The 9,215-nt window shown below is 67.4% G+C and carries 9 protein-coding genes; 3 read left to right on the forward strand and 6 right to left on the reverse strand.

The annotated features are described in order from the left end of the window. A partial coding sequence (locus tag ACILQR_RS13700) for a hypothetical protein (protein WP_395651953.1) occupies positions 1-274 on the reverse strand: 274 nt, incomplete at its 3' end. Positions 275-425: 151 nt separating this feature from the next. Between ACILQR_RS13700 and ACILQR_RS13705 the strand changes: the two genes are divergently transcribed. Then, positions 426-1,049: a TetR/AcrR family transcriptional regulator gene (locus ACILQR_RS13705; RefSeq protein ID WP_395651954.1), complete on the forward strand. Its 624-nt coding sequence runs from the start codon at positions 426-428 to the stop codon at positions 1,047-1,049. A 106-nt stretch (positions 1,050-1,155) separates the two neighbouring features. Further along, positions 1,156-2,301, forward strand: coding sequence for an iron-containing alcohol dehydrogenase (locus tag ACILQR_RS13710; RefSeq protein WP_395651955.1), 1,146 nt, complete (start codon positions 1,156-1,158; stop codon positions 2,299-2,301). A 3-nt stretch (positions 2,302-2,304) separates the two neighbouring features. On the opposite strand, the gene ACILQR_RS13715 is transcribed toward ACILQR_RS13710, so the two are convergent. The 5 genes from ACILQR_RS13715 to ACILQR_RS13735 all read right to left on the reverse strand — a co-directional run bounded on the left by ACILQR_RS13715 (position 2,305) and on the right by ACILQR_RS13735 (position 8,084). Continuing rightward, positions 2,305-4,674: a TonB-dependent receptor gene (locus tag ACILQR_RS13715; protein ID WP_395651956.1), complete on the reverse strand. Its 2,370-nt coding sequence runs from the start codon at positions 4,672-4,674 to the stop codon at positions 2,305-2,307. A 112-nt stretch (positions 4,675-4,786) separates the two neighbouring features. Further along, complete coding sequence (locus ACILQR_RS13720) at positions 4,787-5,275, reverse strand: YybH family protein (RefSeq protein ID WP_395651957.1); 489 nt, start codon at positions 5,273-5,275, stop codon at positions 4,787-4,789. A gap of 8 nt (positions 5,276-5,283) precedes the next feature. Next, positions 5,284-6,393, reverse strand: a complete 1,110-nt coding sequence (gene tgt, locus ACILQR_RS13725) for a tRNA guanosine(34) transglycosylase Tgt (RefSeq protein ID WP_395651958.1) — start codon at positions 6,391-6,393, stop codon at positions 5,284-5,286. 10 nt (positions 6,394-6,403) lie between these two features. Then, positions 6,404-7,492 (reverse strand): tRNA preQ1(34) S-adenosylmethionine ribosyltransferase-isomerase QueA, encoded by a 1,089-nt coding sequence (gene queA, locus ACILQR_RS13730; protein WP_395651959.1) that lies wholly within the window; start codon positions 7,490-7,492, stop codon positions 6,404-6,406. 94 nt (positions 7,493-7,586) lie between these two features. Continuing rightward, positions 7,587-8,084, reverse strand: a complete 498-nt coding sequence (locus ACILQR_RS13735) for a hypothetical protein (protein WP_395651960.1) — start codon at positions 8,082-8,084, stop codon at positions 7,587-7,589. Positions 8,085-8,179: 95 nt separating this feature from the next. On the opposite strand from ACILQR_RS13735, the gene ACILQR_RS13740 reads away from it, so the two are divergent. Then, a partial coding sequence (locus ACILQR_RS13740; RefSeq protein ID WP_395651961.1) for a lysine--tRNA ligase occupies positions 8,180-9,215 on the forward strand: 1,036 nt, incomplete at its 3' end.

The following is a 9,215-nucleotide window of genomic DNA, read 5'->3' on the forward strand; positions in this document are numbered from 1 at the left end:
AGAGACCCCACCGAAGCAGCCCGATGAAGCCGCCGCCATACTCATCCTCGACCTCGGCCGGCAGCCTCACGTCGGCGCGCATCCGGCCTTTGGCGTTGGCGAAGATCGTGTGACAGGGCGCTCCGAGGTCGGTCGTATCGACCCCGATGATCTTGAGAACCTTCTGGGGCGGTGGCCACAGGTTGAGGATGTTTCCGGCCGCCTTGACCTCGGCAAACCGCTCATAGATCGAAACCTCGAACCCCAGACGGATCAGGGCGAGGGCTGCTGCCATGCCCCCCGGACCCGCCCCGATGACCGCAATACGCCCTCTGGATTCCGCCATTTCCATCCCCTTGCAGTTGTTAATCACTGATCAATTAATCACTGATTAAACGAGTGGGCAAGGCTTGTCACTCCCCCACTTCGCGGGCAATGACGGACCCATGGACACCGGTAGTTCCGACGCAGCGACGCAGGATTCCAGCGGCGAAGATTCAAAGCGCGATCTGTTGCGTTGCGGGCTCGACCATCTGCGAACGGCGGGCCACGCCTCGATATCGGTCAGGGCGCTGGCGATTTGCGCGAACCTGTCGCCCGGTGCGCCGTACTATCATTTCGGGACGCGCCGGGGCCTGCTCTGCGCCCTTGCTCTCGAAGGGTTCCGGCAAATCAATGGTGCCGCCGCCAAGATCGTTCATGACGGCGCTGCCGATCCGAGGCGCGTGCTCGCCGACCTTGCTCGCAGCTTCATCGCCTTCAGCCTTGAGAACCCTCATCTGTTCGAGCTGATGTACGAGAGCGAGCTGACGCATCCAGTCGATCCCGCGCTCGGCCCGGCTTTCCGCCAGGCCTTCGACATCGTGGTGGGTGCCGTCGCTTCCGCACGGGGGGAGCCTGAAGGCGAGCAGAACGTGGTGAGGGCTGTTTCTTTCTGGACGTCGATCTTCGGTCTGGCGCGCTTGTTGAGGTTCGAACTCCTTGACCCCTTCTTCGATCGTGGCTCGCTGGATCTCCAGACCCTGATGATCGAGGAAGCGGTCGCGAGCGTGCTGCGCGCCCCGGGCTAGTTGACCGAGGCCGGGCCACAGCGACGCGATCCCGCCCCCATCTTGAGTTTGACTGAAACGGCCAGAGCCCCGACTGTCATCGGGGACGACGGACGGAATGTGAGCCATGCAGGCCTTTGATTTCAACTATGGACCCCGTCTTCATCTGGGGGCAGGCGGATGCGGTCGGCTGGCCGATCTGGTGCCGGAGGGAGCTGTACTGCTCGTCACCGATGCCGGTGTGCGTCGGCTGGGGCTGTGTGATCAGGCGATCCGGGCGCTGGAAGGTGCCGGGCGGACGGTGGTGATCTTCGATGCGGTCGAGGCCGATCCGTCGGCGGCGACGGTGCTGGCGGCGGTCGAGGCGGGGCGTTCGGCCGGGGTCGGTTCCGTGGTCGGTCTGGGTGGCGGCAGTCCGATGGATGTGGCCAAGCTGGTCGCCTATCTGATCGGCTCAGGCGATGCGCTGGAGACCATATACGGTGTCGATCAGGCCCGGGGGCGACGGCTTCCGCTGGTGCTGATTCCGACCACGGCGGGAACCGGGTCCGAAGCGACGGCCGTGGCCATCGTCACCGTCGGCGGAGCTGAAAAGAAGGGGGTGGTGTCGGCCGCCCTCTATGCCGACTGGGCCATTCTGGACGCGGAGCTGACCGTGGGGCTGCCTGCGCACATCACCGCGGCGACGGGTGTGGACGCCATGGTCCATGCGATCGAGGCCTTCACCTCGGTGCGCCTCAAGAACCCGATGTCCGACATGATGGCGCGACAGGCGCTGGACTTGCTGAGCCGCAACCTGCTGACCGTGGTCAGGGACGGGCAGGACCGGGCCGCGCGCGGGGCGATGCTGCTGGGGGCGCATCTGGCGGGGGTGGCGTTTGCCAATGCGCCGGTGGCGGGGGTTCATGCCCTGGCCTATCCGCTGGGCGGGCATTTCCATGTGCCGCACGGCCTGTCGAACGCCCTGATGCTGCCGCACGTGCTGGGGCACAACATGGCGGCGGCGCTGGACCATTATGCTGAGCTGGCCGAGATCGTCTCGCCGTCGCTGGCTGGGGGTTCGCGCGAAGCCAGGGGGCAGGGGCTGATCGAGGCCCTGACCACGATGTGCGCCGAGTGCGGCCTGCCCGACCGGCTGTCGATGGTGGGGGTGGCGGAGAGCGACCTGGACCTGCTGGCCGCCGAGGCGATGAAGCAGCAGCGGTTGCTGGTCAACAATCCCGTGCCGATCGATCAGGATCAGGCACGGGCGCTGTATGCGAACGCCCTGTGAGACCTACCGCGTCAATCGCAGAGTGACCCCCACCGTGCGGGGGGCACCGAGGAAGGCCCCCAGGGTTCCCGTCTGGAACGGCGCGCCGAAGGCGACCTGAGAATAGGTCTCGTCTGACAGGTTGCGGCCCCAGAGTTCCACGGACCAGCCGGCGGCTGCATCGCTGACGGCCAGCGAGCCGTTGCTGAGCCAATAGGCCTGTTGCACCTTCTCCGGGGCCAGGTCCGAGCCGGTGTTGTAGGCCGACGAATACTTGGTCGCGAGGGTGGCGCGGGCGGTCAGACCTCCACCGATGGGGCGCTCATAGACGCCGGACAGGGTGCCGGACCACAGGGGCGCGAACGACAGCCGCGAGCCGGCCAGCAGGGGCAGACCGGCGACGGGCCGGTCGCCGTATTCGGTCTGGGCATAGACCATCCCGCCTTGCAGGCTCAGGCCCTCGACGGGACGGGCGGTCCACTCCAGTTCGGCGCCCCTGGCGGTCACCTCGGGGATCGAGCGGACGAGGAAGGTCGTGCCGAGGAAGGTGTTGAGCTGGAAATCCCGATAGCGCTGGTGAAAGGCGCTGACGGCGACGGATACCCGGCCGTCCTGTCCCGTCGCGCGCAGACCGGCTTCGGCGGCATCGACGGTTTCCGGGGCGAAGGCGGTGGAGGCGTCGGGGACCAGCCCGGTCTGGGCTCGGTCGAGGTTGTAGCCCGCGCTCTTTCGACCGCGCGACCATGAGGCATAGGTCAGCATGCCGTCGGCCAGTCGATATTCGATGCGGCCCACGCCCGACCAGCCAGCGTCGGTCTGGCTCTCGGACACGACCCGTCCGTTGAAGGCCGGATTGGCCCAGGGCAGGCAGAGGGTCGCACTGGTGATGCCGCGCGCCAGAGCCGCCGCGCAGGCCGCACCGCCGTCGGTGTTGACGTAGCGGGCCTCCAGATCCTTGCCGACACTGGAGTATCGCAGGCCCAGGGTGAGGCCGAGCCGGTAGGTGGCCTGCCAGGTGGTCTGGCCGAACAGGGCGGCGGTGTCGGCGGTCTGGTCGTAGGTGTCCTTCTGACCCTGGCCCGCGACGAAGCTGCGGCCGAGGGGCAGGCCGGTCAGGGTCGAGACATGCCCCGCGACGCCGACAGGGTTGGCCGCCGAACGCGTCAGGACGCGGCCGAGGTAGTCCTCATAGGCCGTTCCGTACTGGAAGGCATCGCGGCGATGCAGGGTCTCGCGCGCCAGATACAGGCCCACGGTGTAGTCGATCGGGCCGCGAGCGCCGGTCAGACGGGCTTCGTGGCTGAGGGTGTCGAAGCGGTTGGACCAGCTGCCGTCGTCGGGGCGCACGGCGATGTCGGCGGAGGTGAAGTCCCAGTCCTGGCTGAGCCGTGCATCCCAGCGGCGGGCCGAGGTCGTGGTCTCGACGCGGCCGAACCGGGTGTCGATCCGGTTGTGAATGGCCAGGCCGCCGTCCTCGACCCGGGTCCGGGTGGCGCGGTTGGCATAGCCGACGCGGGCCTGTGGATCCGGGGTTGGATCGACGCCGCCATCGGGGCTGAGCAGGGCCAGGATGCCCGCGGTCGGGCCTGTCCTGAGCTGTACGCCGATGCAGCAGTATTCATCACGGTGGGCATAGTCGGCGACCAGTCGCACCTGGATCCGGTCGGCGGGGGTCCAGAGCAGCTGGCCTCGCGCGATCTCATAGGCTTCGTTCTGATCGTCGATGCGGGTGCGCGGGCCGGCCCCGGTGCGGACCTCATAGAAGCCGTCGCGACGCCGGGCCGAGAGATACAGCCGCCCGGCGAGCCGATCCTCGATCAGGGGACCGGTCAGGGACAGGGAGCCGCCGTAGGCTCCGTAGTTCCCGAGGGTGGCCTCGGCTTTCGCCGACGGGGTGAAGCGGGGCGGGGCGGTCACGACATTGATCAGGCCGGCGGTGGTGTTCTGGCCGAACAGGGTCGATTGCGGGCCGCGCAGCACCTCGATCCGCTCCACCTCGCCGAGGTCGCCGAGGGCCACGCCGTTGCGGGCGCGGAAGACGCCGTCGACGACCACGCCGACCGAGCTCTCCAGACCCGGGTTGTCGCCGACCGTGCCGACGCCCCGGATGCGGGCCGTGGTGAAGGTCTGGTTCGAGGTCGAGGCGACCAGCAGGCCGGTGGCCAGGATGGCCAGGTCCTTGATGTCGGTGACCCCGGCACCCGCCAGCAGGGGCTGGGCCGCGACGGTCACGGACAGCGGGGTGCGACCCAGGCTGCGGTCGCGCCGTTCGGCGGTGACGACGACGTCGGCGACGGCCGAGACCGAGGGGGTCTGGGCGTCGGCGGGTGTGCTGAACACGGCAGGCGCGGCGAGGATGGCGACCGAGGCCGCGAGGGTGATTTGTCTACCCATGAGTAGCTTTTGGCGATGCTTACGCACCTCCGTCAAGCCGAATATCGACTAATCAACGATCATCTAAGCGATTCTACCTGTGATAATCCAACTCGTCAGTAGGAAACCGATGTCATGGCGCGACCTCATAGGCCGAGACGTGGTTGAGGGCGATGACCCAGCGGCCGTCGATCTTGCGGAACAGGCGGGTGTTGATTCCCTCCATCGGACGTTCCGGCCGATCGAGGCGATAGTGACCGATCAGCTGGGCGGCGTCGGGGCTGAGGAACTCCACCGTCATGTCATAGAAGGTCAGGGTGCCCCGGCTGTCGGGTGTCGGGCCGTAGTTGCGGATGTAGTCGTCGAGCGCGCCCTGCCAGCCGTTCTTGATCCGCCCGCCCGAAACGAAGATCACGTCCGGGTTCTTGAAGCCCTGCATATAGCCCGCGTAATCGCCGCGATTCCAGGCGGCCTGCATGGTCGCGATCGTGTCGAGGATCGTCGCGCGCTCGGCGGCTTCATTGAAAGGGGCCGGGGCTGACGCCGCTTGAGCGAGGGCAGGCGAGGGTGCCCCGACGACGACGCAGGACAGGATCGACAGGACGGCGAACAGGCGGATCATGGCGGGCCTCAGTTCGAGGTGTGGCGGGCGTGGAAGTCACGGCGGAACTGCTCGAAGCGGCCGTGCTGGATCGCCTCGCGCATCGCCGCCGTCAGGGCCTGGAAGAAGGCGATGTTGTGCCAGCTGAGCAGGGTCTTGCCGAGAATCTCGTCGGCGCGGATCAGGTGGTGCAGATAGGCTTTCGAATACTGCGATGACGGTCCCTCGATCGTCGGGTCGAGCGGGTCCTGGTCCTCGGCGAAGCGGGCGTTCTTGAGGTTCATGGGGCCGTCCCAGGTCCAGGCCTGGCCGTGGCGACCGGCCCGTGTCGGCAGGACGCAGTCGAACATGTCGACGCCGCGCCAGACAGCCTCGACCAGGTCGATCGGCTTGCCGACACCCATCAGATAGCGGGGACGGTCGGCGGGCAGCATGTCGGGGGCGTAGTCGAGGACCTCGCACATGGCGGTGTGGCCCTCGCCGACGGCAAGCCCGCCGATGGCGTAGCCGTCGAAGCCGATCTCCTGAAGCTGGTCCGAGGACTGGCGACGCAAATCCTCGAAGGTCGAGCCCTGCTGGATGCCGAACAAGGCCTGGGTCTCGCGGGTGCCGAAGGCGGCCTTAGAGCGGGCGCCCCAGCGGATGGAGAGCTCCATCGCGGCCTTGGCGGCGGGCTTTTCGGCCGGGTAGGCGACGCATTGATCCAGCTGCATCGAGATGTCGGCGCCGATACGGTCGGCCTGGATCTCGATCGAGCGTTCGGGAGACAGGACGTGTTTCGACCCGTCGATATGGCTGGCGAAGGTGACGGCCTCTTCCTTGACCTTGGAGATGCCGGCCAGGGACATGACCTGGAAGCCGCCGCTGTCGGTCAGGATGGGTTTGTCCCAGCCCATGAATTTGTGCAGCCCGCCCAGCCGCTCCAGCCGCTCGGGGCCGGGGCGCAGCATCAGGTGATAGGTGTTGCCCAGCAGGATGTCGGCCCCGGTGGCCTTCACCTGTTCGACCGTCATCGCCTTGACCGTGGCGGCGGTGCCCACGGGCATGAAGGCGGGGGTGCGGATGTCGCCGCGCGGAGTTTTCAGAACGCCGGTGCGGGCGCGGCCCTCGGTGGCGGAGATGTCGAAGGGGAAGGGCATGGGCGAGCCCCTAGCTGATCCTCTCTCCCATGGGGAGGGGAGACCAGGCGCGAAACAGCAGCGATCCGTCGCCGTAGGAATAGAAGCGATAGCCGTCGGCGATGGCGTGCGCATAGGCGGCGCGCATGGTGTCGAGCCCGGCGAAGGCGCTGACCAGCATGAACAGGGTCGATTTCGGCAGGTGGAAATTGGTCATCAGGACGTCGGCGGCGCGGAAGGCGTAGCCCGGCGTGATGAAGATGGCGGTGTCGCCGTGGAAGGGGTGGATCACCCCGTCGGGCGTCGCGGCCGATTCCAGCAGGCGCAAACTGGTGGTGCCGACGCAGACGATGCGGCCGCCGGCAGCGTGGACGGCATTGAGGGCGGCGGCGGTTTCCGCGCTGATCTCGCCCCATTCGGAATGCATCCTGTGGTCGGCGGTGTCGTCGGCCTTGACCGGCAGGAAGGTGCCGGCTCCGACGTGCAGGGTCACGGCGTGGGTCGAGACGCCGGCCGCGCGCACGGCCTCGAGCAGGGCGGGGGTGAAATGCAGGCCCGCCGTCGGCGCGGCGACGGAGCCGTCGTGTTCGGCAAAGACGGTCTGATAGTCCGTCAGGTCGCGATCGTCCTCGGGGCGTTTGGCGGCGATATAGGGGGGCAGGGGCATGACGCCGACGTCGCGGATGGCGTCGTCGAGCGCGGGGCCGGTGACGTCGAACGTCAGGATGACGAGGCCGTCGTCGGACTTGTCTGTGACGGTGGCGGTCAGGGTCTGGAAGATGATGCGGTCGCCCGCCTTGAGCCGCTTGCCCGGCTTCATGAAGGCGGACCAGACAGCGGGGCCGTCTCGGTGATGCAGGGTGGCCTCGACGGCGACCGTCAGGGTCTCGCCCTCCGGCCCTATGCGTTCGCGGACGCCCGACAGTCTGGCGGGGATCACGCGCGTGTCGTTGAACACCAGGGCGTCGCCGGGGCGCAGGAAGCCCGGCAGGTCGCGGATCGTATGGTCGGCCAACTCGCCGCCCCGGACGACCAGCAGGCGTGCGGAATCACGCGGCTCGGCGGGCCGCAGGGCAATGCGGTCCTCGGGCAGGTCGAAATCGAAATCGGCGGTTTTCATGAGGAGCTTTTCCGGGTTGGGGCAATGGCCATGCCCGGAGCAAGGGGTCAAGTCGGTGACGCGACAGGGTGTCGGGTCCGCCGCCCGCAGGCGTCTATGATCCGCGCAGCCGCGATAGCCCGAGGGCGCGAGCGGCGGCTGGACCCTGGACCGTCGCGCTGGCCGGCATCCGGGCCTCGCCACAGACGAGTTTGGCCACGAAATCCCAGGTCTGATTGGGCTGGATTGCAGTCTCGGGTTCGGCCGGCAGGGAGGAAATCCAGTCCCCATTCGGTGAAAACCCGTGCGAGCCGAACAGGTGCCAGGTCCGGGCGGCACAGTTGATCTCGATCTCGTTGAGCTCCTGATCCATCACACCCCGGGAGAGGGGCACGCCCTGTGCATAGATTCGGTAGGTGCTCAGTCGAACCCGATCACCGGAGGGGCTAACAGAGTTCTCGACAATGAAGTTGGCGGACGCGCCGTTGCCCGCGAACAGGGTGTAGGGACCAGCGGGCAGTTGCCGTCCCTGGGCGTGGGTCGGCCCGGCGAGCAGCGACAGGACGAGGCCGCCGAAAGCGGCGAAGCGGATGAATGTCTGCGATGATGGCATGATCGATCTCTGTCACCGACGATCCTAGTCGAGGTCCGGGATAGCCGTCCACGGGTCGGTTGACGGGGTGTCCTTGCCGGGTCAAACCGCGCCCTATGTTGCAGAACCTCGAAACCCTGGCGCGTGACGCCAAGTCCTGGCCGTTCGAACAGGCCCGCAATCTGCTGGGTCATGTGCTGAAGAAGCGGCTGGCGGCCGAGGATGTGGCGGCGGCCCGGGCGCTGATCGATAGCGGCAAGGCGGACGAGGCGCTCAGCGTCTTTCCGGCCTTGCAGCGGCCGGTCGTTCTGGAGACGGGTTACGGCCCGTCAGGCCTGCCGCATATGGGGACCTTCGGCGAGGTGGCGCGGACGACGATGGTGCGGAATGCCTTTCGCGCGCTGACCGGGGATCACTGGCCGACGCGGCTGGTGGCGTTCAGCGACGACATGGACGGGTTGAGGAAGGTGCCGGAGGGCATTCCCAACCCCGGGATGCTGGCCGAGGACCTGCACAAGCCGCTGACGGTCGTGCGCGATCCGTTCGGGACGCATGACAGTTTCGGGGCGCACAACAATGCGCGGCTGAGGGCTTTCCTGGACGGGTTCGGGTTCGATTACGAGTTCATGTCGTCGACGCAGACCTATCGGTCGGGGCGGTTCGATGCGGTGCTGCTGACGCTGCTTGCGCGGTTCGATGCGGTTCAGGCGATCATGCTGCCGACCCTGGGCGAGGAACGCCGCGCGACCTATTCGCCCTTCCTGCCGGTCAGCCCGGCGACGGGGCATGTGTTGCAGGTGCCGACCCTGAGCCGCGACGTCGAGGCGGGGACGATCTCGTTCGACGATCCGGTCGGCGGTCGGACGACGCTGCCCGTCACCGGCGGCCATGTGAAGCTGCAGTGGAAGCCGGACTGGGCGATGCGCTGGGTCGCGCTGGACGTCGATTACGAGATGTCGGGCAAGGACCTGATCGAGAGCGTGCGCGAGAGCGGCAAGATCTGTCGGGCGCTGGGCGGGACGCCGCCGGAGGGGTTCAATTTCGAGCTGTTCCTCGACATCGAAGGCAAGAAGATCTCCAAGTCCAAGGGCAACGGCCTGACCATGGACGAGTGGCTGCGCTACGGCACGCCCGAGAGTCTGTCGTGGTATA

Origin of the sequence: Brevundimonas sp. (assembly GCF_044239655.1) — a bacterium.
Taxonomy (GTDB): domain Bacteria; phylum Pseudomonadota; class Alphaproteobacteria; order Caulobacterales; family Caulobacteraceae; genus Brevundimonas.